Below are 25,228 nucleotides of genomic sequence, written 5' to 3' on the forward strand. Positions count from 1 at the left end.
GCCGCACCGCGCTCGCCGCGGGATGCCCCACGGCGAGCAGCGGCGTTCAGCCGATGAGACTGGGCTGGAGATCGCGCAGCGTGCGGCGGTGCGTCATACGGGTCACCCCGATCATCGCCAGCACGAGCGCCACGGCCAGCCAGCCCCCGAGCACGACCACGTCCCAGCCGGCGCGGGCGTAGTCGCCGCCGTACATGAGCTGTCGCATGGCGTCGACGACGTAGCCGAGCGGCAGGACGTGATGCAGCGCGGCGAGCGGTGTCGGAAGGGTCTGCCACGGGAAGGTGCCGCCCGCGGTGACGAGTTGCAGCACCATGAGGACGAGTCCGAGGAACTGCCCCACCGAGCCGAGCCAGATGTTGAGCGCGAGGATGATCGCGGCGAACGTCGCCGACGCGAACATCAGCACCCCGAGCGTGCCGAGTGGGTGGTCGAAGGTGAAGCCGAGCGTGAGGGCGAGGATGCCCATCAGCCCGAGCATCTGCACGCCGCCGAGCGCGGCGGGGGTCAGCCACCCCGCCAGGGTGACCCGGATCGGGGAGTGCAGCGCGGTGACGGCGCGGCGGGAGATCGGCTTCACGATGAGGAACAACGCGTAGATGCCGATCCAGGCGGAGAGCGCGGCGAAGAAGGGGGCCAGACCGGCACCGTAGTCCTGGGCGGCGGCCACCTTGTCGCTGGACACCTTCACCGGGTCGGCGATCGTGTCGGCCTGCCGGGTGCGCAGTTCGGGGGTCGAGGCGGGGATGGCCTGCACGCCGTCCGCGAGTCCGTCGCGCAGTTCCGCGGTGCCGGACGACAGGGTCTGGAGGCCGTCGCGGAGCTGGGTGGCTCCCGTATTGGCCGCGGCGGCCCCGGACGCGAGGGTGCCGGCGCCGCCGGCCAGCTCGTTCGCCCCGGAGGCCACGGAGGCGGCGCCGGCGGCGAGCTCATCGATCTTGCCGACCGCGTTCTGCACCTGGGCGTTGCCCTCCTGGATCTGCGTGCCCAGCGGGTCGAGGCGCGTGAGCACGTCGTCGATCTCGTCCGGCGTGAGCCCCTGCTGCGACAGGACGTCGGCGATGTCCGTCCGCACCTGGGGGAGCGCATCGGTGGCCTGCTGCACGACCGCACCCGCCTGGTCGGCGATGTCGGCGAGCTGGCGGTTTCCCGCACTGACCTGCTGCGCGCCGTCGGCGAGCGTCCGCGCCCCGGAGGCCAGTTCGGCGGAGCCGGAGGCGAGCTGGGCGGTCCCGTCGGCGAGCGTCGCACTGCCGGAGGCGGCGGTGCTCGCCCCGTCGGCGAGCTGCGTCGCGCCGTCGGTGGCGGTGATGAGCTTGTCCCGCACCTCGCTGAGGCCGGTGAGCAGGCGTTCCGCGGCTTCGCTGCCGACCATCTGGGCGACCGAACTGCGGATCCTCTCGACCGCCTGCGACCCCATCGAGGAGGCGAGGTAGTTGTTCGCGTCGTTGGTCTCCAGGTCGATCCGGGCCTGCTGCGGGTCGTCGCCGCCGGCGGAGGTGAGCGCGGCGGAGAAGTCGGCGGGGATCGTCACGGTGAAGTCGACCACGCCGTGGCGGAGGGCCTCCGTCGCCTCGTCCTCGGTCATCCTCCGCCAGTCGAAGGCATTGCCCTTGAGAAGGTTGTCCGCCACGTCCTCGCCGTAGTTGACGGTCTCGCCGGACGCCGCGTCGGTGCCGGTGGTGGGCGCGGGAGCGCCCTCGTCATCGACCACCAGGGCCACCGGCACCTCGGAGAACTTGCCGTACGGGTCTTGATTCGCCCAGAGGTAGAGGCCTCCGTAGAGGATGGGGACGCACAGCAGCGCCACCAGCGCGAGGATGCCCATGCGGGTCGCGGTCAGGCGGCGGAGTTCGGCGGCGATCATCGCGGGGATCTTCATCGCGCTTCTCCTTGCTCGGTCGAGGCGTCTTCGTGTCCGAGGTCGTCGTCCTCGTCCGCGGCCGGCTGCCCGTCATCGAGGTCCTCCGCCGCCTCCGCGGGGGCGTCGGGACGTTCGAGGACGAGGGGCTCGATGGGACCGGAGGCGTTGACCGCGTCGAGCTCGTGCATGCGCTCGAGCGCGACCGCGGCCGACCCTCCGACGATCACGAGCATGGCGTAGCCGCGGTCGGCGAACTCGGCGGCGATGCGCCACCAGCCGTCGGGGCTGCCGCCGTGACGATCCGGTGAGACGAGGACGACGCCGTCCACGCCTTCGCGGAGCACCGCGAGTTCGCACTGGATGCGGACGCGGGCCGCCGGGTCGACCGAGCCGACGGGAACGGAGGCGAGGTCTTCGAAGCCCATCCGCCGCAGCCAGCGCCGGGCGTGGAGCGGGGTGGCTCCGCGCCCGGCGAACATGAGCTCTTCGCCCACCATCCCGGCGAGCGTGATGTCGGGATGCGGGTCGCTGACATCGGGGGCGTCCACGAGGGCGACCCGCCGCCGCAGCTCCTTCGGGCTCGCGGCGGCGTCGATCGTCACGCGACCGGTGTCCGGGCGCATCCGCCCGCTCGCGATGAGACCGAGCACGGTGGGCCGCTGTTCGGTCTCGGCGAGGGCGTAGCGGACGGCTCCGGAGTGGAACTCGAGGCTCATGGTCGGGAGCGCCTGACCGGCGCGGCCCTTGCTGACGTCGTGCAGTGCGATCCTCATACGCGGACCTCCTGGTCGTCGGCGACGATGTCCGGATGGGTGGCGAGGAGCTCGTCCGCTTCTCGCCAGGAGAGCCCGGCGATGCTGAGGACGGCGCGGACGGCGAGGCTGCCGGCGCCGCTGCTGTGTGCGTCGGTGCGGGAGACGACGGTGCGGGCGATCTCCTCGATCAGCCGCGCGAGCGCGGGCGCGGTCAGATCGGTGCGGAAGCCGCCGTCCTCCTGGCCTCGCTGCACCAGGGCGGCGACGCGCTGCCGCAGCGGGGCGAGCGCGACGGCGGTGTGCTCGACGTGGGCTTCGTCGAGGGCGAGCGCGGCGGCGACCTGGATGTGCGCGGCTTCCTCCCACAGGCGGGAGACCAGGCGGGCGAGCGCCAGGCGGGGGTCCGGATCGTCGATCGTGGCGGCGATGGCGTTGAAGCGTTGGGCCCCCGTGGAGACGAGCTCGCGGATCAGGGCGTCCCGATCCTCGAAGTGGCCGTAGAGCGTGCGGCGGGAGAGGCCCGCGGCCCGGGCGATCGCGTCGACGGAGGCATGCGGGTCGGCGGCGAGGGCGGCACGGGCCGCGGCGAGGATGCCGGCGCGGTTCTCCACCGCGTCGCGACGAAGAGCGCGAGTGGTCATCCCCCCATGCTAATAACGTGCACAGACATGTGCAAGATCATTCGGGGTGAGGGCATGAAGGTTTCTCGGGGCTGCGGTGTGTTATGTTACGCGTCGCGCTACGGCGCATCACTCAGAGCAGAGACCGGTCCGGACCGGCGGCTCCGGCGGGCCGGTCCGGGGATCGGCGGGGGGCGCCATGATCGAGAAGGACTTCACGTTCGCGGACAGCGCGACACCGGGGGCGACGCGCTGCGGGCTGCAGGATCGGCTGACGGAGGCGATCCTGTCCGGGACCCTGCCGGCCGGGATGGTGTTGGACGACGCGCGGCTCGCCGCCGCGTTCGGTGCGGGGGTCGGAGACATCCGCCGCGCTGTGGATGCGCTCACCGCCGCCGGACTGGTCGCGGTGCGCCGCGACGGCAGGCGCCGGGTGACGACGTTCGACGGTGACCGCGCGCGCGACGTCGTGGCGCTGTTCGGCGATGTCTGGATCGGGTCCATCCGGCACACCATGACGATGATCCATGAGGATGACGTCGTCTATCTGGCGGAGCTCGTCGACGATGTGGATCTGGCGGTGCGGGCACGGGACGTCGCGGCCTTCACCGCGGGGGTGCGCGCCCTCGCGATCGCGTTCGCACGGATCGAGGGCAACACGGACCGGGCGGAGCTGCTGGCGAGCCTGGGCGCGCTCCTCGGATGCTTCGCACGCCGGGTGGGCGGCGCGTTCGACTGGTCGGACGTGCGCGCCGCCGTCGCCGGGATCGCCCGTGTGCTGCCCGCCCGCGACGCCTGTGCGATGCGGGCCGCGGTCATCACCCTGTTCGACGACGTGCTGCCGGGGGTCGTCGACCGTGCGGTGTCGCAGGCGCGCCCGCTCGCCGCGGCATCCTGACCGCCCGAGCCGGACGGCGGAGCGCCCGGTGAGACCGGGGCGCCGCCGACCGGCTCAGTCGGTGCCGGAGTCGAAGGCCGCCCGCTCGGAGGCCGTGTCGACGGCATCGGCGAGGGTCTCGTCCGCCTCGGAGATCGAGCCGTGCACCGACTCGGTGATCTCGGCGGACTCGCCTGCGGTCACCCGGCCGAGGAGCTCGCCGGTCGCGCCGCCGACGAGGCCGAGGCCCGCGTACTGCTCCAGGCGAGCCCGGGAGTCGGCGATGTCGAGGTTGCGCATCGTGAGTTGACCGATCCGGTCCACCGGGCCGAACGCGGCGTCGCCGACGCGCTCCATCGACAGCTTCTCCGGGCCGTACGACAGGTTCGGGGAGACCGTGTCGAGGATCGTCCAGTCGTCGCCGCGGCGCAGCCGGATGGTCACGGTGCCCGAGATCGTCGAGCCGACCCAGCGCTGGATGGACTCGCGGAGCATGAGCGACTGCGGCTCGAGCCAGCGGCCCTCGTACATGAGGCGGCCGAGGCGGCGCCCCTGCTCGTGGTACGTCGCCAGGGTGTCCTCGTTGAGGATGCCGTTGACGAGGCGCTCGTAGGCGACGAACAGCAGCGCCATGGCCGGAGCCTCGTAGATGCCGCGCGACTTCGCCTCGATGATGCGGTTCTCGATCTGGTCGCTCATGCCGAGGCCGTGGCGTCCGCCGATCGCGTTCGCCTCCTGCACCAGCGCGACCGGGTCGCCGAACTCGACGCCGTTGATCGCGACGGGGCGGCCGCCCTCGAAGGTGACCGAGACATCCTCGGTCTCGATCGAGACCGACGGGTCCCAGAACTTGACGCCCATGATCGGGTCTACGGTCTCCAGCGAGACGTCCAGGTGCTCGAGCGTCTTCGCCTCGTGGGTCGCACCCCAGATGTTCGCGTCCGTCGAGTACGCCTTCTCGGCGGAGTCGCGGTACGGGAAGCCGTGCGCGACGAGCCACTCGCTCATCTCCTGGCGGCCGCCGAGCTCGGTGACGAAGTCGGCGTCGAGCCAGGGCTTGTAGATGCGCAGACGGGGGTTGGCGAGCAGGCCGTAGCGGTAGAACCGCTCGATGTCGTTGCCCTTGTAGGTCGAGCCGTCGCCCCAGATGTCGACGCCGTCCTCGCGCATCGCGCGCACGAGCAGCGTGCCGGTGACCGCGCGGCCGAGCGGGGTGGTGTTGAAGTACGTCTTGCCGCCGGAGCGGATGTGGAACGCGCCGCAGGCGAGGGCGACGAAGCCCTCCTCGACCAGCGCCGTCTTGCAGTCGATGAGCCGCGAGGCCTCGGCACCGTACTCCAGCGCCCGGCCGGGGATCGACGCGATGTCGTCCTCGTCGTACTGTCCGAGGTCTCCCGTGTAGGTGAACGGCACGGCGCCCTTGTCGCGCATCCACGCGACGGCGACGGAGGTGTCGAGTCCTCCGGAGAAGGCGATGCCGACGCGCTCGCCGACGGGCAGGGACTGGAGGACCTTGGACATGGCTCCCAGTCTATCGGCGCGCGACCCACCCCTTTTCGTGTGTTCCGGCCCCTTTCGGACGCACGCAGAGGGGTGGCTCGCGCAGAAAGGGGTGGGTCGGCGGGAAGATGGGCGCATGGGTGGAGCGATTCTGTGGGGAGCCGTCGCGGCGGCACCCCTGTTCGTCGGCGCCGTGCTCGCGATGCTCCGCACGTGGCCGCCGCGATGGCTGGGCATCGTGCTCGGGTTCGGTGCCGGCGCGCTGATGGCCTCCATCGCCTTCGAGCTGTGGGAGGAGGGGCTCGACCGCGGCGGCCCCATCCCCCTCGTCACCGGCGTCGCGCTCGGCGCCCTCAGCTACTACACCGCCGCGCGGATCCTCGATGCCAGGGCCGCGAGGAAGAAGGGCGACGCCGGCGGCGGACAGCTCGCGGTGGGCGCCCTCCTCGACGGCATCCCGGAACAGCTCGTCCTCGGCATCGGACTCGCTTCGGGGGAGCCGGTCAGCATCGCCCTCGTCGTGGCCATCCTCGTGTCGAACCTCCCGGAGTCCATCGGCTCCGCCGCGGACCTCCTCGACGGAGGCATGCGGCGGCCGCGGGTACTGCTGCTGTGGGGCGGCGTCGCGGTACTCTGCGCGGCGGCGACCGTCGCCGGCTTCGCGCTCGCCAGCGTCACCGACGAGGTCTTCCGCGCGGGCGCGAGCGGTTTCGCGGCCGGCGCCCTGCTCGTCATGCTCGTCGACTCGATGGTGCCCGAGGCGCAGTCGAAGGCGAAGGAGTCCACCGGCCTGGCGACGGTCCTCGGGTTCGCGCTCGCCGCCGGCCTCGCCTTCGCGTCCTGATCCCGGGTCGGGAGCGCGGTGGTCAGACGCCCCCGTCGCGCGCGTCGCGCCGGACGCTGCGCCCGGACAGGCTCTCGATGCGGAAGGACAGCGGGAGGTCGCGGTCGTCGCCGGCCCACGGGTTGACCCGCGCGGCCGCTGCGGCCGCCTCGTCCTCCGGCACCCGCGCGAGCGTCCCGTGCATGAGCACGCTCCAGCCGCGGCCGCCGATCGGATCGTGGTAGTCCACCTCGAACGCGACCGCCACCGGTTCGGCCGACAACGCCGCCAGGCGGCCGTGCGGGGCGGTGCGCAGGAGCAGCTCGTGACCGGACACGGCGAAGTTCACCGGATGGATCTGCACCCGTCCGTCGGCGACGAATCCGACCCGGCCCACGGTCGTGGTCGCCAGCAACTCGTACGACTGCTGCTCATCGAGTTCGTGGATCATGCGGACTCCCTTCGTGTGGCACCAGCGTAGTTCGCGGGTGGCGAAGGATCGAGGGCTCAGTTCAACGCGGAGGTAAGCCGGAACACGCCGTCGAGGAACGTGGACCGGGCGGGTTCCCGCAGCCACTCGTCGAGCGTCAGCTCGCGCCCCGCGTCCCGGTGCTTCTGCTCGACGGTCCGCATCTGCGTCACGAACGACTCCCCGCGGACCAGGAGGGACATCTCCGCGTTGAGGCTGAACGAGCGGATGTCCATGTTGCTCGATCCGATCACGGCGATGTCGTCGTCGACGGACAGGTGCTTGGCGTGCAGGATGTACGGGGCCGGGTAGAGGAAGATCCGCACGCCGGCGCGGAGCAGCGTCTCGTAGTAGGACCGCTGCGCGTGGTAGACCATGCCCTGATCGCCGAGTTCGGACACGAAGAGCTGCACGTCCAGTCCTCGCTGGCAGGCCGTCGTGATCGCGTACACCATGGCCTCGTCGGGGACGAAGTACGGGCTGGTGATGATCACCCTGTCCTGCGCGCCGTGGATGAGGGACAGGAACAGGCGGAGGTTGTTCTCGGTGCTGTACGCCGGACCGCTGGGCACCAGCTGGCACTGGAGGTCCCCGGAGCGCGCGCCGATGCCGCCCTCGGCGACGGGCGCGTCGCCGAGGTCTTCCCCGGTCTCCGCGAGCCAGTCCATCCGGAACACGGTGTCGATCTGGCCGACGACGGGCCCCTCCACACGCGCCACGAGCTCCTGCCACTGGAGCCCGCGGCGGATGTTCTTCTCGGCGTCGTAGTCGCGGGAGATCAGATTCTGGGAGCCGACGAAGCCGACGTCGCCGTCCACGACGACGAGCTTGCGATGGTTGCGGAGGTCCGGGCGCTGGAACCTCCCGCGGAGCGGCTCCACCGGCAGCATCCACGACCAGGACACGCCCATGCGGTCGAGCGCGGCGAAGGTCTGCTTCCACCCCGGGATCCGTCGGGACGCGACGTGATCGGCCAGGAAGCGCACCCGGACACCGCGCGCCACCGCGGCCTCCAGCGCGCGGAAGAACCCGGAGGTGGTCTCATCCAGGGCGGCGATGTAGAACGCGACGTGGACGTACCGTTCCGCGGCGTCGACGGCCGCCGCCATGGCGTCGATCGACTCCTGGTACCCGTCCAGGAGCGTCGCACTCGAGCCGGACACGACCGGCAGCCCCGTCAGCGCACGGTTCTGATGCGCGACGCGCTGCAGCCAGCGGGGCGCATCGCCGTCCGGTTCGACGACGGGGCGGGCCGCGATCCGCGCGGTGATCTCCCGCTGCTGCGCGCGCCGGTGCGCGGGAAGGCGGGTGCTGCCGATGAGCAGGTAGACGGCGAATCCGGCGAACGGCACGAGGAAGATCAGCAGCAGCCAGGCCATCGCTGCGGTGGGCTTGCGGCCTCGCGGGACGATGATGAGGGCGACGATGTTGAGGGCGAGGACGAGGAGCGCGGCCATCGTCCAGATCAGGTTGGCGGAGGCCAGAGCGTTCATGCGTGATCCTTTGCGCGAAAAGCTCATCCTCCGCGCTCGCCGGTCGTCCGTCGAGCCGCCCTCGCCCGCCCGGGGTGGGGCCCGGTCACTCGAATCCGGGGTACTCCTGGAGCCGCTGCTCGAACTCGGCGCGGTCGTCCTCGCTGAGCACCTTGCCGGCGATGACTACGAGCTGCAGCCCCTCCAGCGGTTCGCCGGTGCGCGCCGTCTGCGCCTCCCGCGAGGCGCGGAACCCGCCGTCCGCGTCGTTCGACAGGTCGTAGATGTTCGCATAGAAGCGCAGCGGGTCGGGGTAGTTCTCGGTGTAGTACTCCCACGTCGTCTGCGTGCGCGGGTCGTCGCTGCCGTAGAGCTTCGCGATCATCGACGGGTCGATGCCGGAGTTCGTCGGGTCGTTGAACGAGTACAGGTTCCACAGTCCGTGCGCGGCGACGACCTCGTCGATCGCCGCCATGACCTCGAGCTTGTACGCATAGCCCTGCACCGGCTGCTCGGTCGCCCAGGCCGAGGAGGTGTACTCCGACAGCATCGACTCGCCGCCGTAGCCGTTGCGCTCCGGCCGCACGTCCTCCTCGCCCACCTGCACCCACGTGAATCCGAAGTCGGCGGTGAGCCGTTCGCGGATGTCGGCGAAGAGCGCGTCGGCCTCCGCGCGCACCTCCTCCATCGACTGCTGGGTGAGTGCCTCCTGCGGATCGGTGCCCTTGATCCCGGGATACGCCTCCGCGTGGCGCTGTTCGGCGGTCTTGGCGCCGTCGTAGTTGCCGGACGCGGAAGTGCGCAACGCGCTGAGCGCCCCCACGGTGGCCACGTTGAACAGGACCGTGAGGATGAGGGCGATGATGCCCAGCCGCCGCCCTCCGGGAGTGCACAGCGCGGCGACGATGACGCCGAGCACCACCAGCTGCACGGTGATCATCGTCACCCCGTACAGCAGATCGGTGCCGCCCACGACGAGCGTGCCGAACAGGATCAGGACCCAGAGGATGGCGGCGACCAGTGCGATCCAGCCGATCGGGCGGGCCGGTGCCTTCGTCTCCTCGACGGGCGGGAGCGGAAGCGCGGGCGGAGTCAGGTCGAGCTGCTGCTGCCGTCGGGCGCCCCGATAGCCGCCGGGGGGAGGGACGGGCGGTGCTCCCTCGGTACCTCCGACGTAGCGGGCCCGCTGCCGCTCCTGGTCGCTCACCACGGCTTGTCCGTCCCGGTGCCGCCGGGCTCGTCGCCCTGCTGCTGGTCGCGCTCCTGCGTCCCCTGCTCGAGCTTGTCCTGGAGGTCCTGCAGCTTGTCCTCCGACGGCTGCGGCTTCTCCTCCTCGTCCTGCGGCTCCTGCGGCTGCTGCTCCTGGTCCTGCTCCTGCTGCTTCTGCTTCAGGCGGTCCTCGGTGTTGTCCAGTGTGTCGGACATGTCGCGCTCGGGATCGGGAGACTGCTGCTGGGCCTCGTCGCTGTGGCACTCCTCCGGCGTCTCCACCGTGACGGTGAGCGCTTCGCCGTAGAGGGCGGTCGCGGCGGTCCCGTCGCCGTCCGCGCGGGCGGCGTCGCCCATGCGCTCGATCACGAGGGCGAGGTTGACCCGGACGGCGCACACCTCGAGGCCGTGGGCCAGGTCGAGCGCGCGCTCCAGCTCGGCGCGGGAGTCGGGGAGCTGCTCGGCGCCCGCGAGCGCGGTGCCGATGTTGTACGGCGCCTTGTACGGCTCGAACCAGTTCAGGACGTCCTGACCGCGAGCGGACGCCTCGGAGCCGGCGAAGTCGTCGACGACGTAGGCGGTGATGGCCTGATGCGCGAAGGCGTACATGCTGAGCAGCTTGCCGACGAAGAGCAGGGCGGCCAGCGTGAGCGGGAGGGTGCCGATCAGCACCCAGCGGCGGACGAGACGGCGGCGACGGTTCGACTGGAGGAGGGCTGCGGCGGCGTCCTGCGCAGGCGTCACGACGGTCCTCCCTCCCCTGTCGTCGGCGTCTGAACATCCTATCCGCGGTGCGGGAACGACGCGGTCCACGACGAACGCCGGCCTCGGAGGACCGAGACCGGCGTTCGTGCGGGCGCGTCGTCCGGACTATTCGGCCGGGGTGACGCGGAACGTGTCGAACGACACCGCGAGCGGAGTGGTCGCGCTCGCCGAACGGCTGCCGCTCAGTCCCACGCCTCCCGCCGGCAGTGGTGTCGCGTCGGTCGCCCGCAGCTGCCAGTCGGACGGCTCGGTCGTGCCGGCGGCCCAGAGCTTCGCCGTCAGCGATGCCTGGTCGGTGCCCGTCACCGCCACCTTGAGCGTGTACGGGCTGCCCGGGGTGACCGGGACGCCGCTGAGCACGCGGGTCGCGAGGAGCGTGCCGTCGCGATGCGCCACCAGCCAGATCGTCCCGTCGGGGCGGAGCCAGGCGCGGACGAGGTACCGCCCCGCAGCCGAGTCCCGGGCGATGACGCCGACGTACGCGCCGCCGGTCGTCGAGGCCTGGTCGATCCGGAAGGTCGTCTCCAGCGCCGGGCTCGCCACCGTCGGCGTGTTCAGGGTCGCGTGCCGCGTCTCCCCGGCGCCCAGCTTCAGCGTTCCGGAGCCGTCGGCGACGGTGGCCGCCGCCGCGGAACCGCCCGCGATCTTCCAGGTGCCGCCGATGAGGGCGTCGCCCCAGCCCGGCCCGGCCGTCCGGTCGAACTCGTCGTTCGCGAGCGGTGCGGGCTCCGTCAGGACGGCCTCCTGCGTGGTCGTCGCCGTGCCGCCGACGTCGTCCGTCACCGTGAGGGTGACCGTCCGCGTCCCAGCCGTCGCGTACGTGTGCGTCGCCGACGCGCCTTCGCCCGTCGTGCCGTCACCCCAGTCCCAGCGGTAGCTGCTGATGCTGCCGTCGGCGTCGGTCGATGCGGAGGCGTCGACCGATGCCGTCAGCTCCGCCGCGGAGAGCGTGAACGAGGCGGTGGGCAGCGTGTTCGGCCCCTGCACGAGGACCGGCTTGGTGACCGACCCGACCAGGTTCTGGTTGTCGGTGACCGTGAGCTTGACCGGATAGGTCCCGGGCTTCGCGTAGGTGTGCGTCGGGGTCTTGCCCGTGCCCGTCGTCCCGTCACCGAAGTCCCACCGGTAGGCCGAGATCGTGTTGGCTCCCGGCGGCACCGAGGTGCTCGCGTCGAACGCCACGTCGAACCCGGACGCGCTGGCGGTGAAGGCGGCGACGGGGGCGGTGGAGCCCCTGCCCACCCAGTAGTGCGTCTTGACCTGCGGGGCGCTCAGCCCGTACGGGTAGACGGCGAACTCATCGATGTTTCCCGTGAGGAACGTCGAGGTCGGCACATTCGGCCAGTTCGCCAGGTTCCCGCCGCCGATCCGCCAGTACCCGTCGAACTGCGGGCCGCTGGTGACGGTGGTGAGCTGGGTGTTCAGCGTCCCGTCGACGAAGAGCTTCATCCCCGCGGGACTCAACGAGGCGACGACGTGGTGCCAGCGGTTGTCGTTGTACGCCGCCGACGTCGTGATGACCTTCGTGCCGCCGTTGTAGACGCCGAAGTTCAGGCGGCCGTCATTCGTCATGTAGACGTTGCGGTTGTAGCGCGTGGCATAGCCGGCGGCCGAACTCTCGAAGTCGAACAGCAGACCGCCCTGCGTCGTCGACGTCTGGAACCAGATCTCGACGGAGTGGGAGGCGGGCGCCGGGATCTTCGTGGTGGTGTCGATCCGTCCGGTCTTCGAGCCGTCGAGCGCCGTCGCGCCCGTCACGCTCTTCGGGATGCCCGTCGAGAGCGGCTTCGTCCCGGAGCGGAAGATGGGGCTGTTCGTGCCCGCCACGTCCTGCTCGGTGGTTCCCAACGGGTAGTACAGCGCGGGCTCGTCGGCCAGCACCGCGTTGGAGTACGGCGGCGTCGATCCGGCCACGGTGACCGTCGCCGTGCTGCTCGAGACCGTGTGACCATCGCCGTCCGTGGCAGTGAACGTGTACTCCTGCTGCGAGCCGACGGGGGCCGTCGTGTCGTCGAACGTGACGGCGGGCCGGTTCCACCAGGTGGCGTCCATCGTGGTGGTGAACAGTGGCGTGGCCGAGTCGCCGCGGCGCAGCTCGTAGGTGAGCGTGAGGTCGTCGCGGTCCCAGTTGGCGGGGATCGTGACCTTCACGTGGCCGGAGGTGAGGGACGTCGCGGTCGGAGCCCACTTGTCCCCCGACAGCCGGGGTCCGTCCTTCGGGCCGCCCGGAGGGGCGGTCGAGAAGCGGACGAGCCCTTCGAACTGCCCGTTGTTGACGGAGCGGAACTCGCCACCGATCGAGATCATGTCGCCCGTTCCGGTGATGGAGAGGCCGGCCTGACCCAGACCCGTCGTCACTCCGACGCCCCAGTCCGGGGTCCAGTTGTAGGCCGACGGGGCGGGCGTGCCCACCCAGTTCTTGCGGATGTCCAAGCGCTCCTGCGAGCCCAGCACGCCGCGGGCGTCTGCGGTGTAGGCCTCGGAGTAGCGGTGGATGCGCGGGCTCTGCTCGGGGTGGAGACCCGCGGTGTCGCAGGCGTGCGTGTGGCTCGTCGTGTAGACGACCTTCCCTGTGGAGTAGACGCCGTAGTGGTCGCCGAGGCAGTCGGCGATCCAGCGGACCTTGCCGGTGCCGGCCTCGGCGGCGAACGTGCCCTCCAGGCTGGACGTCGCGACGTCCGCGAAGCCCCAGGCGGTGCCGTACACCCCGGTGGCGTCGACGGCGAGTCCGAACGTCCCGGCCTTGCCGGCGTAGGTGCCGGAGCCGGCGCCGTTCTTGACCGTCTTCACCAGCTCCCACTCGGTGTTCAGCTCTCCGGTGATCTTGTCGACCGACGCGCTGCCGCGCATCTCGGTGTTGCCGTTGACCTGCGAGAAGCGTCCGCCGATGATCGTGTCCTCACCGGCCGGATCCATGACCATGGCGTCGACCTGCAGATCCGTCTTCGGCGCCCACGGCAGGAGCGCGCCGGACTTCGCGTCGAACGCGGACAGATTGTTCCGCGCGGTGCCGTTGGCCTGCGTGAAGAGCCCGCCGGCATACACGGTCGTGCCCGACGTGGCCAGCGCGTAGACGCCGGAGCCGCCGATGGACGGGACGAAGCCCGGGACCAGTTCGCCGGTCTTCGCGTCGAGCGCCGCGATGTTCCAGCGGTCCTTGCCGTTGACCTTGCTGAAGGTGCCGCCGATGTAGATGCGGGATCCGTCGGGCGATGCCGCGACCGCCTTGATGACGCCGTTGACCGTGGGCGCGAACGGGAGCAGGGCGCCGGTCTCGATGTCGTAGGCCAGCACGTTGGAGCGTGCCGTCAGGGCCGTGCCCGGTTCGGCCTTCGGCTCGCGGGCGTTGTCGAACTTGCCCACCGCGTACACCGTCGTGCCGATCGTGGTCTGCGCCCAGACGTACCCGTTGTCGATCTGGACGGTCGGAATCGGATCGGAGGTGACGACGTCGTCGTCGCGTTGCAACAGCGGCGGCACCGTGTCCGGCGGCTCCGCCGCGGCGGCCGCACCCCCTCCGAGCGAGACGAGTCCGGCGGCGACGATCACCCCCACGACCACTCCGGCCACGCCCGTTCGGGCGCGCTGAAAGACAGCTCTTTTCCCCATGTTTTTCCCCAGTCTTTTTCGATGACCGACCCCACGTCGGTCTTCCACGCCGGACGACGGACCGCCAGAGCTCCCCCAGGATGCTCGGACCACGGCGGCTCGTACCGGCGAGCCCCCGTCGGCGGCATGAGAGCCGCCGACGGGTAACATGATACCACCGCGACGGTGTGAGAACACGCCGTCCACAGCCCGATGCGGGCGCGTCAGCGTCCGTCGGAGCGGACCGCGCGACCGGGCGCGGGCGCGCGAAGGCCGCGAAGCCGAGCGATCAGCGTCGTCGCCCTGGCGAGCTCGACGCCCAGCGCGGCGAGGACCACCAGCGCCGCGATCCAGTACAGCTCGGTCACGTTGCCGACCTCTCCGGCATCCGCGTAGGCCGTGGTGCTCGCCGGAGCCTCCGGCAGCGTGGGGGCCACGTCGGCTTCACGGTGCTCGTACTCGACGCCCAGCTGCTCGGCGATCGTCTGGAGGTTCGTCTCGTCGATCGTGGAGAGCGCGTCCGCGCCCTGGTACTGGATGTACTCCGATCCGCCGTCACCGAGACCCCCGGTCGTCACGCGCATCGGGCCGCCCTCCGCGGTCCCGTAGCCGAAGACGGCGCCCGCATCGGTGTACCGCGCGCTGTCGGCGAACGACTCCGGCGTCGAGCCGGTCGTCTGCTCGCCGTCGCCGAAGTAGAACACCATGCGCGACCGGTCCGGCGACGACTCGGCGGCCGACGCGAGCGTCTCGCGGAGCAGCGGCGCCGCCACCCCGATCGAGCTGCCGCGCGACTGGCTGGTCACCTCGGGACGCAGGACGTCGAGGGAGCCGATGAGCGCGGTCGTATCGGTCGTCAGCGGCATCCGCAGCTCCGCCGCCGCATCGGACGTGATGAGGGCGAAACGGGCTCCGGGGTACTCCTCCACGAGGGCGCGCACGTCGGCGCGCACGCCGTCCAGGCGGGGAGCGCCGTCGGCCCAGTCCTCGGCCACGATGCTCGCCGTGGTGTCCACGACGAGCACGATGTCCGTGTCGGTCGCCAGCGTCTGCGTCGATCCGCCCGGCACACCGGGCCGCAGCAGCATCACGGCACAGGCGAGGATCATCACGAGCCGCAGCGCCCACAGCGACCGATGGGCGGCGAGGGCGCGGCGGTCGGTGACGGCCGCCCCGGACACCCGCGGTGCCCGCACGAGCATCCAGACGGCGACGGCGGCCACTCCCGCGCACAGGAGCACGATGAGGAAGACGGGGAGGACGGGCTGGAAGATCACAGGCGCACCCTCCACACCAGGATGACGAAGCCGAGAGCGAGGACCGCGAGCACCGCGATCCACAGGTTGGGGGTGTCGGTCCAGACCACCTGGGCCTCGCCGCGCAGCGCCGTGGCCTCCTGCTCCTGCACCTCGTCGATGATGTCGCCGACGGTGGTCGTGTCGCGCAGGCCGTAGGCCGCGCCCCCGGTGGCCTCGGCCGCCGCCGCGAGCTCGGCGCTCACCTCGGTGTCCTTGCCCTCGACGGGGTTGATCGCGAACACCCGCACGTTCTTCGAGGCGGCGTAGGCGGCGGCCTCCTCGAGCGTCACGATGGAGGCGCCGTTGATCTCGTTGTCGGTGGCGAAGATGACCGACCGCGACCGGTCGTCGTCCGGGTGGTCGAAGCCCATGGTGCACGCGGCCAGGCCGTCACCGATCAGGGAGGCCCCGTCGCCGTTGAGCGTGCCCCGCCAGTGCTCCGGGATCTCGTCGACGTAGTCGAAGCTCTTCATCATGCTCGCGAGGTGTTCGCGGATGAAGTCGTAGTCGTCGGTGAGGGGGAAGATCTGCACGGGGGAGCTGTTGAAGATCGTCAGACCGATGCGTTCGCCCTCGAAGCCGTCGAGCAGCTCATCGAACACGGACAGCACCTCGACATCCACCTCCGACATGGAACCGGACACGTCGAGGCACAGCATGATGTCGCGGCTCGTGTTCACGGGCTGGACGGTCTGGGCCGACATCGGCCGGGCGGCGACGACGCCCGCGACGAGCGCGGCGGCCGCACCCAGGGCGACGAGTCCGGTCAGCGCCACGACGCGACGGGACAGCGCCTGCCGGAACGAGGGCAGCGCCCGCAGCCGCTCGGCCCGGGCGATGCGGGCCGTGTCGCCCGTGCGCGGATCGCGATGACGGCGCAGCCCCACCACGAGCCCGGCCACGACCGCGACGACGATCACGCCCGCCGCGGCGAGCAGCATCCACACGTTCGCTAGTGCCATGCGCGCACCACCGTCCGGGCGGCCGCGGCGCCGGCGACCGGGTCGATCACGGGCCCCTGCCGGAAGATGCTCGGGTAGTAGTGGCGTCCCATCGCGTCGATGAGGGCGGGGTGCACGCCACGGGCGACGAGGTCGTCCAGGGCGAGCACCGGCGCTTCCAGGCCGCTGTACTCGTTGACGAAGGTGCGCACGACGCGGCTGAGCTCGAGGTTGGCCTGGCGCGCCGACAGTCGACGTTCGCGGTAGTCGTGCTCGACGCGATCGATGCGGTCGAGGTACTCGGAACGCAGCGCGGACAGCACATCGAGCGTGGACGGGCGGTCCACGTCCGCGGGGGTGCCCGTTCCGGCCGGGCGCGGCCGGGTGAGGTGGAACAGCAGCCACACACCGAGGATGAGCAGCGCCAGGATGCCGAGCGCGAGCAGCATCCATCCCCATCCGTACTGCGCCGGGGGGTAGAGGTCGTCAGAACCGGGCATCGGACCTCCGGTTCAGCAGGTGCAGCAGCTGCGGGACGGCGTCGTCCTGGCCGTCGAGGGCGGCGTGGCTGATCTCCATCCGCGTCAGCAGGTCGGCGAGGCGGGCGGCGTCGGCGTCGCGGTGCGCCGTGAGCTCCTGCACGATGGCGCGGTCGCCCTGCACGAAGTCCGGCACCTCCCAGCGGCTGTCGACGTCCGCGCGCCGACGACCGGAGCGATGATCGAGCACCGGCTCCGCGTCGCGGAGCGTCAGCCACAGCACGTCGTGCTGCACCCGCAGGCGGCGCAGCAGCCGCTCGGTCTCCGTTGTCACCGGCGCCTCGTCGGTGACGACGACCACGATCATCCGGCGCGCGATGGTCCGGGTGACGAACGACAGCAGGGCGTCGCGGTCGCTCGGCGCCGCCGCGTCGTCGACCGCGCGGTCGATCGTACGGAGGGCGTGCTCGAGCGCACCCTCGCTGCGCCCCGGCGCGAGGCGGCGGACGCGCGACGAATCGCCGTAGACGACGGTGAAGTCGTCGCCGTGGCGCAGGGTGAGCACGCCGAGCGCCCCGGTCGCCAGGATGGTGAGCTCCTTCTTCGAGCGTTCGTCGGCGGCGAGGGCGCTCATGGAACGGCCCGTGTCCACGACGAACATCACGGTGTGCATCCGCGTCGCGCGCGATCGCTTGACCAGCGGCGTCCCGAGGCGGGCGGTCGCGCGCCAGTCGATATCGCGCACCTGGTCGCCGTACTCGTACTTCCGCAGGTCCTCGAAGTCGAGGCTCCGCCCGTGCAGGAGCGATGCGTACGCGCCGTCGAGCGCGTGCAGCGACTTGCGGTTCGAGTGGATGAAGAGCTTGCTCTTCACCTGCGTGATCAGGCTGGGCATCTGGCGGAGGGTCCCTGAGGGGGTCGAGGTCAGGGGGTGGGCACGGCGGCGAAGATCTGGTCGATGATCTCCTCGCTGCGGATGCCCTCGGCGTCGGCCTCGAACGTCAGCAGCACGCGGTGCCGGAGCACGAGGTGACGTAGGGCGCGGATGTCCTCCGGCAGCACGTGGCTCCGGCCGCTGAGGAGCGCGAGGGCGCGGGAGGCCTGCAGGAAGGCGATGCTCGCGCGCGGGCTCGCCCCGTACTTGATGTAGCGGGCGCGCTCCTCGCCGATGTACGGGGCCGGGTTCCGCGTCACGTACGCGATCGACACGATGTAGTTGCGGATCGCGGGGTCGACGTAGATGCAGCTCGCGACGTCCTGCAGCAGGTGCACGTCGTCGAGCGTCACCGCGCTGTGCACGTGCCGGTCCGGGTCGAGCACCCCGGAGTCGATGCGGCTGAGGATCTCGAACTCCTCCGCCGGGCTCGGGTACTCCACGATCTCCTTGAGCAGGAAGCGGTCCATCTGCGCCTCGGGCAGCTCGTACGTGCCCTCCTGCTCGATGGGGTTCTGCGTCGCGATCACGAGGAACGGCTTCGGCAGCGGGTGGATCTCGCCGCCGATGGTGGTCTGGTGCTCCTGCATCGCCTCGAGCATCGCGCTCTGGGTCTTCGCGCTGGAGCGGTTGATCTCGTCGAGCAGCACGAAGTTGGCGTGGACGGGGCCGAGGACGGTGCGGAAGCTGCCCGTCGCGGCATCGTAGATCTGGTTGCCCGTGATGTCGCTCGGCAGCAGGTCGGGCGTGCACTGGATGCGCTTGAACTTCGCCTTCACCGTGTCGGCGAGGGTGCTGGCGGCCGTGGTCTTGGCGAGGCCGGGCACGCTCTCCAGGAGGATGTGGCCGCCGGCGATGAGGGCGACGAGCAGGCTGGTGCGCAGGCGCTCCTGGCCGACCATCTTGGCGGAGTACGCGTCGGAGATCGTCCGCAGCACGGCGGCGGCACGCGCCATCTCGGCCTCGGTCGGCGCGGGCTGCGCGGCGGCCGGAGCCGGTGCGGCGGTGGCCGTCGGAGCGGGAGGCGTGGCGGGGGCAGGGGGCGGCGGGGGCGCGGAGATCGTCGGCGGGGTCTGCGCGTCGGCGTCGGTCATCGGTCTTCGTCTCCCTCGGTCACCGCGGGCCCGCACGGCGCGCCCCTCCGCCGACCAGCGTAATCGCATCCGCGCGACGCCGGCGCGGCGCGGCCGGGAGCACGGCTAGCGCGGCCGGCTCCCGCGCATCCGCGTGATGAGGACGCCGAGCAGGCACAGAGCGCCGCCGACGAACATGAGCGGGGTCGGCACCTCCCCGAGGATCATCCACGACAGCAGGATCGCGAGGGCCGGGACCACGTAGGTCGTCGCCGAGGTCTTCCCCGCGGTGCTGCGCTGCAGCACGTACGCCCAGGTCGTGAAGGCGATGGCCGTCGGGAACACGCCCAGGTAGACCACCCACAGGGTCGCGTCGAGGGGAGCGGAGCGCACATCGGCGATCAGCGGACCGAGCCACGGCAGCAGCGCGACCGTGCCGGCGGCCGCACCCAGCCACGTCAGGGTGGTCGCGTCGGCCCCGTCGCTCAGCAGGTGCTTCTGCAGCAGCGTGCACCCCGCGTACATCACCGCCGCGAGCAGGGCCAGCAGCAGCCCGGTGATGTCCGGTCCGCCGGCGCCGGTGGAGTTCATGCCGATGAGCACGACACCGAGGAAGGCGATCGGCGCACCGATGATGAGCGGCCGCGGGAATCCCTCGCGTAGGAACAGCCCGCTGAAGACGACGACCATGAGCGGGGCCAGGTTGACGACCATCGCCGCGGTGCCCGCGTCGAGCGTGCGCTCGGCACTGTTGAGGGCGAGGTTGTAGACGCAGAACCACCCGACTCCCCACAGCACCACGAGCGGCCACTGCCGCCGGGTCGGGAAGCGGAGGCCGTGACGCAGCGCGATCGCGGTGAGCACGAGGGTGCCGACGGCCATCCGCAGCAGCGCCAGAGCACCGGGATCGTAGTGCGGTCCCGCGCCGCGGATGCCGATGAACGCCGACGCCCAGAGCACCACCGTCACGGCTGCCGCGAGCAGCACCAGGGCGCCGGGCGCCCGGGTCGGCGCGCTCTGCGGGTCGCCCACCGGCATCGCCCTGTCGTCCTGTCGCACCGTCCGATCCTGGCACCGCCCACCGACATCGGCGAGGCGCGGAGGCGAATCACCCGGGCGATTGCCCTCGAACGGCGTCCGCAGGCCCCCGAAGAGCGACGATGTCGCCCTACGATCGGTGCTCATGACAGCACGGAACAGGCACCAGGATGACGGGGTCGAACGACACAGCGGCGTCCTCAGCGGAGGCGGAAGCCCCACCCTCTGGGGGGCGTTGATCGGGCTCATCGTGTTCGTCTTCGTCGCCGTGCCGATCAGTGCGGCGGTGCGCTTCGCGACCCACCCGCTGTCGCAACAGCTGTTCGGGGGTCGGCTCTCGGAGGCCACGACGGCGGGTTATCAGGCGTTCTGGTGGATCGTGGCCCTGATGCTCCTCGCCCTGCCGTTCCTGGTGGGGTGGGCGGTCGCCCGCCTCTCCGCTCGCACCCTCGCCATCATCGGGGCGATCTTCGTCGTCTTCTTCATCCTCACGCTGATCCTCGGTCAGCTGTACGTGTTCTGACGCGGAGTCCCGCGGTGCGGGATCACAACCGTGCCGCCGGAGACCCGCGGAGGAACGTTCTCCGTCCCGTATCGATGGCAGCCCCGCCGGCGCCGCGGAGCCGCACTGCTAACGTCGAAGGACAGCCACTGTCCGGGCGGGTCGAGCGTTCCGCTCCCACCGGGGAAGAACTGTCCTCCTCTCCCGGATACGGCTGCGCCCGATACATGACGGAAGAGTATGAGGACGATACGTGACGAACAGTGAACGAGTAGCGATCATCGGTGCTGGCCCCTCGGGGATGGCGCAGCTGCGGGCCTTCGAGTCCGCGGCCCGTGCGGGGGCGGAGATCCCCGAACTGGTCTGCTTCGAGAAGCAGGCCGACTGGGGCGGCCAGTGGAACTACACCTGGCGCACCGGGCTGGACGAGTACGGCGAGCCCGTGCACTCCAGCATGTACCGCAACCTGTGGTCGAACGGTCCGAAGGAGGCCCTGGAGTTCGCCGACTACACCTTCGACGAGCACTTCGGCCGGCCGATCTCGTCGTACCCGCCGCGTCCGGTGCTGTGGGACTACATCGCCGGGCGTCTCGCGAAGACGCGGGTGCGCGACCTCATCCGCTTCCAGACGGCGGTGCGCTGGGTGGAGTTCGACGCAGACCGTGAGGTGTTCCGCCTCACCAGCGAGCACCTGCCCACCGGGCGCACGACCACGGAGGAGTTCGACCGCGTGGTCGTGGCCAGCGGGCACTTCTCCTTCCCGAACGTGCCGCACTTCGACGGCATCGAGACCTTCCCCGGATCGGTCGCCCACGCGCACGACTTCCGGGGTGCCGAGGCGCTCGCCGGGCGGGACGTGCTGGTGATCGGATCGAGCTACTCGGCGGAGGACATCGGCAGCCAGGCCTTCAAGATGGGTGCCCGCTCGGTCACCGCGAGCTACCGGACCGCGCCGATGGGCTACGACTGGCCGGAGGGCTTCGAGGAGCGCCCGTGCGTCGAGCGCTTCGAGGGCCGTACCGTGCACTTCGCCGACGGCACCTCGAAGGAGGTCGACGCCGTCATCCTCTGCACCGGCTACCTGCACAAGTACCCGTTCCTGCCCGCGGAGCTCGCCCTGTCCTCGCCGAACAACGTCTACCCCGACGGGCTGTACCGGGGTGTGCTCTGGCAGGGCAACCCGCGCCTGGCATACCTCGGCGCGCAGGATCAGTGGTTCACGTTCAACATGTTCGACGCACAGGCCTGGTTCGTGCGCGACGTCATCCTCGGCCGGATCGCCCTGCCCGATGAGGCGGAGCGCGCCGCGTCGATCGCGGCGTGGCGGGAGCGGTTCGCGCGGATCGACTCGGCCGCGGCGGAGATCCGTTTCCAGGCCGACTACATCCGCGACCTGCTGGAGTGCACCGATTACCCGGCGTTCGACATCGATCGAGTCGTGGAGATCTTCCTCGCGTGGAAGCGCGACAAGAAGGCCGACATCATGGGCTACCGCGACCGCGTGTACCCCTCCGTCATGACCGGGACGCTCGCGGCCGCACATCACACCCCGTGGCTGGAGGAGCTCGACGACTCCCTCGAGCGCTACCTCGAGGCCGACGCTCTCCTCGTCTGATCGCCGACCCACCCCCTTCCGGCCGCCCCACCCCTTTTCGTACGTGCGCAAGGGGGTGGGGCGCACGGAAAGGGGTGGGTCACGGCCGGGCCCGACGCCGGCCGATCCCCACGACCAGCGCGGCAGTGGCGAGGATGATCGCGGCGATGAGGAGCACCCAGAGCGCGACGCCGCCGTAGCCGCCGTTCAGCGCGGGATCGAGGAAGGGGTACGGGTACCACCACGGGTTCCCGGTGGCGGGAGCGGTCACGAGGTTCGCGCGGAGCAGCGTGTAGACCACCCACACGATCGGGAAGATCGCGGCGATCCCCACGGTGCCCCAGCCGAGGGCACGACGACGCGGCGCGAACAGCACGTCGGCGAGCAGGACGAGCGGGATGACGACGTGCAGCACCTCGTTCGACCACGCGACCGTGGTCCCCTGCGGCAGCGCGATCCCGCGGAGCAGCGTGTTGTAGACGACGCCCGTCACGATCATGTAGGTGCTCGCGCACACGAGGAGCGTCGCCAGCCACCGCGGCTCGACCCGGGCGTCTCGGTGGGTCAGCCCCCAGATCCCGCCGACGGCCAGCACCACCGCTGCCAGCACGTTGGAGAGGATCGTGAAGAAGCTGAAGAAGTTCGCGACCACGGTGGGTAGGTGCGCGCCCCACGCGGTGTCCGCGGCGAGGGCGATCTCCAGGGTCCGCACGAGCTGGGCGACGATCGCCGCCACCGCGAGCGCCGCCGCCGAGAGCCGGACGTAGGGCCACCACCGCGTCATCGCCACCTCCGTCGCCACTGTAGCGGGCGACCCGGCATCCCTCCCGGCGCGGTGCGGGATCGAGAACGTGCCGCCGCCGCCCGGGGGAGGAGCGTATTCCGTCCCGTATCGCGCCTCGGGAGGCTGTCGGAGGCCTGCCGATAGGATGGGAGAGCCCGCAGAGGGCCAGCTCATCGGCCGGTGCAAACCCGGCGAAAGCCAAGGGGTTACCCATGCCAGGAATCGTTATCGTCGGCGTGCAGTGGGGCGACGAAGGAAAGGGCAAGGCCACCGATCTGCTCGGTGAGCGCACCGACTGGGTGGTGAAGTTCAACGGCGGCAACAACGCCGGGCACACCGTCGTCGTCGGCGACGAGAAGTACGCCCTGCACCTGCTGCCCTCCGGCATCCTGTCGCCCGGTGTGAACCCGGTCATCGGCAACGGCGTGGTCATCGACCTCGAGGTGCTCTTCTCCGAGCTGGAGGCCCTGTCCGCGCGCGGCATCGACGTCTCGCGGCTCAAGGTCAGCGCCAACGCGCACATCATCACCCAGTACCACCGCACGCTCGACAAGGTCACCGAGCGCTTCCTCGGCAAGCGCAACATCGGCACCACGGGTCGAGGCATCGGTCCGGCCTACGCCGACAAGATCAACCGCGTCGGCATCCGCGTGCAGGACCTCTTCGACGAGAACATCCTGCGGCAGAAGGTCGAGGGCGCCCTCGACCAGAAGAACCACCTCCTGGTGAAGGTCTTCAACCGTCGTGCCGTCACCTGCGACGAGATCGTGGAGGACCTGCTCTCCTACGCCGAGCGGCTGCGGCCGATGGTCGCCGACACCGGCTACCTCATCGATCAGGCCCTGAGCCGCGGCGAGGTCGTCGTGTTCGAGGGGGGCCAGGCCACGATGCTCGACATCGATCACGGCACCTACCCGTTCGTCACGTCGTCCTCGGCCACGGCCGGCGGCGCCTCGACCGGCTCCGGGGTCGGCCCCGGCGCACTCGACCGCATCGTCGGCATCGTCAAGGCGTATACGACCCGCGTCGGGTCCGGGCCGTTCCCGACCGAGCTGTTCGACGAGCAGGGCGAGTGGCTGCGCAAGCAGGGCTTCGAGTTCGGCACCACCACCGGGCGTCCGCGCCGGGTGGGCTGGTACGACGCGCCCATCACCCGTTACGCCACGCGCATCAACGGCATCACCGACCTGGTGCTCACCAAGCTCGACATCCTCACCGGGCTCGAGAAGATCCCGGTGTGCGTGGCCTACGACGTCGACGGTGAGCGGTTCGACGAGGTGCCGGTGAACCAGACCGACTTCCACCACGCGAAGCCGATCCTGGAGTACTTCCCAGGCTGGAGCGAGGACATCTCGACCGCGCGGACCTTCGAGGACCTTCCGCAGACGGCGCAGGACTACGTGCTCGCGCTGGAGGAGATGAGCAACACGCGCATCTCGGTCATCGGCGTCGGTCCGGAGCGCGATCAGGTGATCGTGCGCCACGACCTGCTCGACTGAACGGAGCGAGCATGACGCGCTTCTGGCTCGGGGGCTACGGCCCGGCGATGGAGGGCTCTGCCGAGGGGATCGGCGCGCTGGCGGGAGACGAGGGTCGTGAGGCGACGACGCTCGCCTACCGCGGGCCGGTGACGCAGACGCCGTCGCCGTCGTGGCTCGCGGCACACCCATCCCTCGACGTCGTGTATGCGGCGCTGGAGGGCGACGCCGCGGTGCAGGCGTTCGCGCGCACCGGGGAGCTGGCGCTCACGCCGCTCGGCGATCCGGTGGCGACCGGGGACGGCGTCTGCCATCTCGCGGTGTCGCCGAACGGTCAGACGCTCGTCGCCAGCTGCTACGGCGACGGGCGAGTCGTCCGCTTCGGGCTCGCGGCCGACGGTCGGCTCGTTCCGGCGAAGGAGGATGCGGCCGCAGCCCTGCGTGCCGCCCTGTTCGGCGACGGCGACCCGGACGCGGCTCCGAAGACTCCCGCCGGTGACGGCATCGCCGCGGTCGATCCGTATGACGCCGCGGACCGCGCGTCGCACGCGCACGCCGCCGCCTTCCTGCCGGACGGGCGCGTGGTCACGACCGATCTCGGCTTCGATCTCGTCCGGTTCTGGCGTCTGCAGGGCAACGGTCTCGTCCTCGACCAGGAGGTCGTGCTGCCGCGCGGCACCGGCCCGCGACACATGGTCGTGCATCCGAGTGGTCACCTGCACGTCGTGACCGAGTACTCGTGCGAGGTCTTCACCCTTGCGGCCGCCGCCGACGGCACGTGGAGCGTTGTCTCCTCGGCCCCGGCCAGCCCCATCGCGCAGGTCGGCGCGGACTTCCCCGCCGAGCTCGCCCGCTCGAAGGACGGCCGGTTCCTCTACACCGCCCTCCGCGGCAGCAACACGATCGCGGCGCTGCGGGTGCGCGGCAGCGGGGAGGGGCTGGAGCCCGTCGCGCTCGCCGATTCCGGGGTCGACTGGCCGCGCCACCACCTCGTCTACCAGGGCAAGCTCCTCGTCGCCGGTCAGCGCTCCGACACCGTGACGCTGCTCGACCTCGACGACCGCACCGGGGCCCCGCTCGGGGTCCGGCACGAGGCGCAGGCCCCGGCGCCGACGAGCATCCTCCCGCTCCACTGAGCCCGCTCCGGAGCCTCGGCCGTTCCCGA

At 71.0% G+C, this 25,228-nt stretch carries 22 protein-coding genes; 6 read left to right on the forward strand and 16 right to left on the reverse strand.

The genetic code is table 11. From position 1 onward, the window contains the following. Nucleotides 1-46 precede the first annotated feature (46 nt). From KAF39_RS04810 to KAF39_RS04820, 3 genes are read right to left on the reverse strand one after another with little or no spacing between them, the layout of a single operon-like run. Entirely contained in the window at nucleotides 47-1,882 is a 1,836-nt protein-coding gene (locus KAF39_RS04810; RefSeq protein WP_210676195.1) for a YhgE/Pip family protein, read from the reverse strand. Beyond that, nucleotides 1,879-2,637, reverse strand: coding sequence for a hypothetical protein (locus KAF39_RS04815; protein ID WP_210676196.1), 759 nt, complete (start codon nucleotides 2,635-2,637; stop codon nucleotides 1,879-1,881). Before KAF39_RS04815 ends, KAF39_RS04810 begins: the two co-directional genes overlap by 4 nt. Continuing rightward, entirely contained in the window at nucleotides 2,634-3,260 is a 627-nt protein-coding gene (locus KAF39_RS04820) for a TetR/AcrR family transcriptional regulator (RefSeq protein ID WP_210676197.1), read from the reverse strand. The genes KAF39_RS04815 and KAF39_RS04820 overlap by 4 nt, the downstream gene beginning before the upstream one ends. A 178-nt stretch (nucleotides 3,261-3,438) precedes the next feature. Here KAF39_RS04820 and KAF39_RS04825 point away from each other — a divergent pair, with 178 nt between their 5' ends. Further along, nucleotides 3,439-4,137, forward strand: a complete 699-nt coding sequence (locus KAF39_RS04825; RefSeq protein ID WP_210676198.1) for a GntR family transcriptional regulator — start codon at nucleotides 3,439-3,441, stop codon at nucleotides 4,135-4,137. 54 nt (nucleotides 4,138-4,191) lie between these two features. Here the strand turns inward: KAF39_RS04825 and argG are convergent, their stop codons facing one another. Beyond that, on the reverse strand, nucleotides 4,192-5,637 hold the full coding sequence (gene argG, locus KAF39_RS04830; RefSeq protein WP_210676199.1) for an argininosuccinate synthase: 1,446 nt from the start codon (nucleotides 5,635-5,637) through the stop codon (nucleotides 4,192-4,194). Between the two features lie 115 nt (nucleotides 5,638-5,752). Between argG and KAF39_RS04835 the strand changes: the two genes are divergently transcribed. Continuing rightward, nucleotides 5,753-6,460 (forward strand): ZIP family metal transporter, encoded by a 708-nt coding sequence (locus tag KAF39_RS04835; RefSeq protein WP_210676200.1) that lies wholly within the window; start codon nucleotides 5,753-5,755, stop codon nucleotides 6,458-6,460. Nucleotides 6,461-6,482: 22 nt separating this feature from the next. Here the strand turns inward: KAF39_RS04835 and KAF39_RS04840 are convergent, their stop codons facing one another. The 11 genes from KAF39_RS04840 to KAF39_RS04890 form a co-directional block, all read right to left on the reverse strand. Then, entirely contained in the window at nucleotides 6,483-6,890 is a 408-nt protein-coding gene (locus tag KAF39_RS04840; RefSeq protein WP_210676201.1) for a pyridoxamine 5'-phosphate oxidase family protein, read from the reverse strand. 56 nt (nucleotides 6,891-6,946) lie between these two features. Further along, entirely contained in the window at nucleotides 6,947-8,401 is a 1,455-nt protein-coding gene (gene cls, locus KAF39_RS04845; protein WP_210676202.1) for a cardiolipin synthase, read from the reverse strand. An 85-nt stretch (nucleotides 8,402-8,486) separates the two neighbouring features. Continuing rightward, nucleotides 8,487-9,587: a hypothetical protein gene (locus KAF39_RS04850; RefSeq protein ID WP_246878232.1), complete on the reverse strand. Its 1,101-nt coding sequence runs from the start codon at nucleotides 9,585-9,587 to the stop codon at nucleotides 8,487-8,489. After that, entirely contained in the window at nucleotides 9,584-10,333 is a 750-nt protein-coding gene (locus tag KAF39_RS04855) for a hypothetical protein (protein ID WP_210676204.1), read from the reverse strand. The genes KAF39_RS04850 and KAF39_RS04855 overlap by 4 nt, the downstream gene beginning before the upstream one ends. Nucleotides 10,334-10,459: 126 nt before the next feature. Then, nucleotides 10,460-13,963, reverse strand: coding sequence for a PKD domain-containing protein (locus KAF39_RS04860; RefSeq protein WP_210676205.1), 3,504 nt, complete (start codon nucleotides 13,961-13,963; stop codon nucleotides 10,460-10,462). Nucleotides 13,964-14,166: 203 nt separating this feature from the next. Continuing rightward, entirely contained in the window at nucleotides 14,167-15,219 is a 1,053-nt protein-coding gene (locus tag KAF39_RS04865; RefSeq protein WP_210676206.1) for a VWA domain-containing protein, read from the reverse strand. Next, a complete protein-coding gene (locus KAF39_RS04870; protein WP_246878233.1) occupies nucleotides 15,216-16,202 on the reverse strand; it encodes a VWA domain-containing protein in 987 nt (328 codons plus the stop codon). The genes KAF39_RS04865 and KAF39_RS04870 overlap by 4 nt, the downstream gene beginning before the upstream one ends. Further along, nucleotides 16,193-16,681, reverse strand: a complete 489-nt coding sequence (locus tag KAF39_RS04875) for a hypothetical protein (protein ID WP_210676207.1) — start codon at nucleotides 16,679-16,681, stop codon at nucleotides 16,193-16,195. The genes KAF39_RS04870 and KAF39_RS04875 overlap by 10 nt, the downstream gene beginning before the upstream one ends. Then, entirely contained in the window at nucleotides 16,668-17,555 is an 888-nt protein-coding gene (locus KAF39_RS04880) for a DUF58 domain-containing protein (RefSeq protein WP_210676208.1), read from the reverse strand. Before KAF39_RS04880 ends, KAF39_RS04875 begins: the two co-directional genes overlap by 14 nt. A 29-nt stretch (nucleotides 17,556-17,584) precedes the next feature. Then, nucleotides 17,585-18,550, reverse strand: a complete 966-nt coding sequence (locus KAF39_RS04885; RefSeq protein WP_374093867.1) for an AAA family ATPase — start codon at nucleotides 18,548-18,550, stop codon at nucleotides 17,585-17,587. Nucleotides 18,551-18,793: 243 nt separating this feature from the next. Continuing rightward, nucleotides 18,794-19,726 (reverse strand): DMT family transporter, encoded by a 933-nt coding sequence (locus tag KAF39_RS04890; RefSeq protein WP_307805076.1) that lies wholly within the window; start codon nucleotides 19,724-19,726, stop codon nucleotides 18,794-18,796. Between the two features lie 124 nt (nucleotides 19,727-19,850). On the opposite strand from KAF39_RS04890, the gene KAF39_RS04895 reads away from it, so the two are divergent. Together KAF39_RS04895 and KAF39_RS04900 are read left to right on the forward strand one after the other, a co-directional pair. Next, a complete protein-coding gene (locus tag KAF39_RS04895) occupies nucleotides 19,851-20,228 on the forward strand; it encodes a hypothetical protein (protein WP_210676210.1) in 378 nt (125 codons plus the stop codon). 232 nt (nucleotides 20,229-20,460) lie between these two features. Beyond that, nucleotides 20,461-21,822, forward strand: a complete 1,362-nt coding sequence (locus KAF39_RS04900) for an NAD(P)/FAD-dependent oxidoreductase (RefSeq protein ID WP_307805077.1) — start codon at nucleotides 20,461-20,463, stop codon at nucleotides 21,820-21,822. Between the two features lie 79 nt (nucleotides 21,823-21,901). On the opposite strand, the gene KAF39_RS04905 is transcribed toward KAF39_RS04900, so the two are convergent. After that, on the reverse strand, nucleotides 21,902-22,585 hold the full coding sequence (locus KAF39_RS04905; protein ID WP_210676211.1) for a Pr6Pr family membrane protein: 684 nt from the start codon (nucleotides 22,583-22,585) through the stop codon (nucleotides 21,902-21,904). Nucleotides 22,586-22,797: 212 nt separating this feature from the next. On the opposite strand from KAF39_RS04905, the gene KAF39_RS04910 reads away from it, so the two are divergent. Together KAF39_RS04910 and KAF39_RS04915 are read left to right on the forward strand one after the other, a co-directional pair. After that, nucleotides 22,798-24,084, forward strand: coding sequence for an adenylosuccinate synthase (locus tag KAF39_RS04910; protein WP_210676212.1), 1,287 nt, complete (start codon nucleotides 22,798-22,800; stop codon nucleotides 24,082-24,084). Nucleotides 24,085-24,095: 11 nt separating this feature from the next. After that, the gene (locus KAF39_RS04915; RefSeq protein WP_210676213.1) at nucleotides 24,096-25,199 is read left to right on the forward strand and encodes a beta-propeller fold lactonase family protein; all 1,104 of its coding nucleotides are present in this window, start codon (nucleotides 24,096-24,098) and stop codon (nucleotides 25,197-25,199) included. Nucleotides 25,200-25,228: the final 29 nt, after the last annotated feature.

Source organism: Microbacterium sp. BLY (genome assembly GCF_017939615.1).
In the GTDB taxonomy this organism is placed as follows: Bacteria; Actinomycetota; Actinomycetes; order Actinomycetales; family Microbacteriaceae; genus Microbacterium.

Coding starts and splice junctions, on each gene's coding strand:
- KAF39_RS04810 (WP_210676195.1), bottom strand. CDS start 1,882: ATGAAGATCCCCGCGATGATCGCCGCCGAACTCCGCCGCCTGACCGCG.
- KAF39_RS04815 (WP_210676196.1), bottom strand. CDS start 2,637: ATGAGGATCGCACTGCACGACGTCAGCAAGGGCCGCGCCGGTCAGGCG.
- KAF39_RS04820 (WP_210676197.1), bottom strand. CDS start 3,260: ATGACCACTCGCGCTCTTCGTCGCGACGCGGTGGAGAACCGCGCCGGC.
- KAF39_RS04825 (WP_210676198.1), top strand. CDS start 3,439: ATGATCGAGAAGGACTTCACGTTCGCGGACAGCGCGACACCGGGGGCG.
- argG (WP_210676199.1), bottom strand. CDS start 5,637: ATGTCCAAGGTCCTCCAGTCCCTGCCCGTCGGCGAGCGCGTCGGCATC.
- KAF39_RS04835 (WP_210676200.1), top strand. CDS start 5,753: ATGGGTGGAGCGATTCTGTGGGGAGCCGTCGCGGCGGCACCCCTGTTC.
- KAF39_RS04840 (WP_210676201.1), bottom strand. CDS start 6,890: ATGATCCACGAACTCGATGAGCAGCAGTCGTACGAGTTGCTGGCGACC.
- cls (WP_210676202.1), bottom strand. CDS start 8,401: ATGAACGCTCTGGCCTCCGCCAACCTGATCTGGACGATGGCCGCGCTC.
- KAF39_RS04860 (WP_210676205.1), bottom strand. CDS start 13,963: ATGGGGAAAAGAGCTGTCTTTCAGCGCGCCCGAACGGGCGTGGCCGGA.
- KAF39_RS04870 (WP_246878233.1), bottom strand. CDS start 16,202: ATGGCACTAGCGAACGTGTGGATGCTGCTCGCCGCGGCGGGCGTGATC.
- KAF39_RS04875 (WP_210676207.1), bottom strand. CDS start 16,681: ATGCCCGGTTCTGACGACCTCTACCCCCCGGCGCAGTACGGATGGGGA.
- KAF39_RS04880 (WP_210676208.1), bottom strand. CDS start 17,555: ATGCCCAGCCTGATCACGCAGGTGAAGAGCAAGCTCTTCATCCACTCG.
- KAF39_RS04885 (WP_374093867.1), bottom strand. CDS start 18,550: ATGGCGCGTGCCGCCGCCGTGCTGCGGACGATCTCCGACGCGTACTCC.
- KAF39_RS04895 (WP_210676210.1), top strand. CDS start 19,851: ATGACAGCACGGAACAGGCACCAGGATGACGGGGTCGAACGACACAGC.
- KAF39_RS04905 (WP_210676211.1), bottom strand. CDS start 22,585: ATGACGCGGTGGTGGCCCTACGTCCGGCTCTCGGCGGCGGCGCTCGCG.
- KAF39_RS04910 (WP_210676212.1), top strand. CDS start 22,798: ATGCCAGGAATCGTTATCGTCGGCGTGCAGTGGGGCGACGAAGGAAAG.
- KAF39_RS04915 (WP_210676213.1), top strand. CDS start 24,096: ATGACGCGCTTCTGGCTCGGGGGCTACGGCCCGGCGATGGAGGGCTCT.